Origin of the sequence: uncultured Croceicoccus sp. (assembly GCF_947496385.1) — a bacterium.
Taxonomy (GTDB): domain Bacteria; phylum Pseudomonadota; class Alphaproteobacteria; order Sphingomonadales; family Sphingomonadaceae; genus Croceicoccus.
Genome location: NZ_CANMCP010000044.1, coordinates 1 through 1445 on the forward strand (window position 1 = coordinate 1; position 1445 = coordinate 1445).

The window sequence follows — 1445 nt, forward strand, 5'->3', positions numbered from 1 at the left end:
CTAGGGTTCGTGGACAAACCTTGCATACCAGCAATCTGTCGGTAAGTGCGGAGAGTGATCAATTAACTTTCGGGGAGATAATCGAGTGCGTGCAACCTATTTCCTCATAGCTTCCTCTATATTGTTGGCAGCCTGTGGGCAATCAACCGATTCAACGGCATCGCGAAATGGCACGGAGCAAGTTCAGAGCCAATCGGTGCCCACTGCGAGCGAGAACGATGGGAATTGGTCCTTACTTAGCGAGTATGTGGGTCAGCATCCCGTGGATAGCAGGCTCTATGACGAAAGCCCGATAGCGCCCGAGCTCAGGAACCTTCTCGACGACAAGCTGAACGTGCTGATGCAGAACAGCGAGACAGCCGCTCCCTTGCAACGCAATGGCGAAGTTTTCTTCACGTCGGGCAACAAGGATAATGAGGGGGGTAGCGACGCATTCTATCTGCTTGTCGATCCGTCAGCCAAGGCAGTCGAGGTCGGCCTTTGGGAAAACGGAGAGTTGACCGTTTATAAGACCCCAGGTTCCGACATTCTGAAACCAACGGATATCCAGACGACAATATCGAACGCGGAGATGTAAACGTCGCTGTGGCCCGGCAGGAACGCCAGCAATCCTTGACGCGTTACCGATCCACTGATTCAAGGCTGGCTTTTGGAGGCGGCCTTGGGCGAACGGATTGGCGTTACGGACGAAGAATGGGAAGTGATCGGGCCGCTGCTGCCGTCTGAGCGTGGTCGCGGATGCCGCCCGGCGCAGGATAATCGTCCCTATTTCGAAGGCATGATGTGGATCGCGCGGACCGGCGCGCAGTGGCGACACTTGCCGGACGAATATGGCAAGTGGAACAGCGTGTTCCGACGTTATCGACGATGGGTCACGACCGGTGTGTTCGATGCCATGCTCGAGACACTGTCCGAACTGGCGGGGCGGCATACAGCCGCCGACATGATCGACAGCACGGTGGTCCGGGCACATCATTGTGCTGTCGGTATAAAAAGGGGACTCAGCAAACCGAGGCGCTTGGCCGATCGCGAGGCGGCTTCACGACAAAGCTCCATGCCAGATGCGATGCCAGAGGTCTCCCGCTAGGGTTCGTTCTGACACCTGGACAGGCGCACGATGTGCAGGGCTTCGCTCCACTGTTCCGCATGATAACCGACCGGATCGAGGCCTTCCTGGCTGATCGGGGCTACGATGCCGATGCGATCCGCAAGGAGATCGAGGCAGCCGGTGCGGAAGCGGTGATCCCGGCTAAGGTCAACCGGCGCAATCCAACCCCGCACGACCGCACCAAATACAAATGGCGCAACCTCATCGAGCGTTTGTTCAACAAACTCAAGAACTGGCGCAGAGTGGCAACCCGCTACGACAAAACCAAGGAGTCCTACCTCGGCTTCGTCGCGCTCGCTTCAGTCAAACTGTGGATACCCTTTGTCCACGAGGCCTA

Annotated in this window: 2 protein-coding genes; both read left to right on the top strand. The window is 57.2% G+C overall.

Annotated elements, in window-relative coordinates:
* The first annotated feature begins 262 nt into the window (after nucleotides 1-262).
* Nucleotides 263-577, top strand: coding sequence for a hypothetical protein (locus tag Q0897_RS16020; protein ID WP_299310429.1), 315 nt, complete (start codon nucleotides 263-265; stop codon nucleotides 575-577).
* 72 nt (nucleotides 578-649) lie between these two features.
* Nucleotides 650-1445 (top strand): IS5 family transposase gene (locus Q0897_RS16025; protein WP_299310431.1). Its coding sequence is split into 2 segments (ribosomal slippage), with 794 coding nucleotides annotated over them: nucleotides 650-988 and nucleotides 991-1445; the frame shifts between segments, so codons are not numbered across the junction. This gene is flagged as partial in the annotation.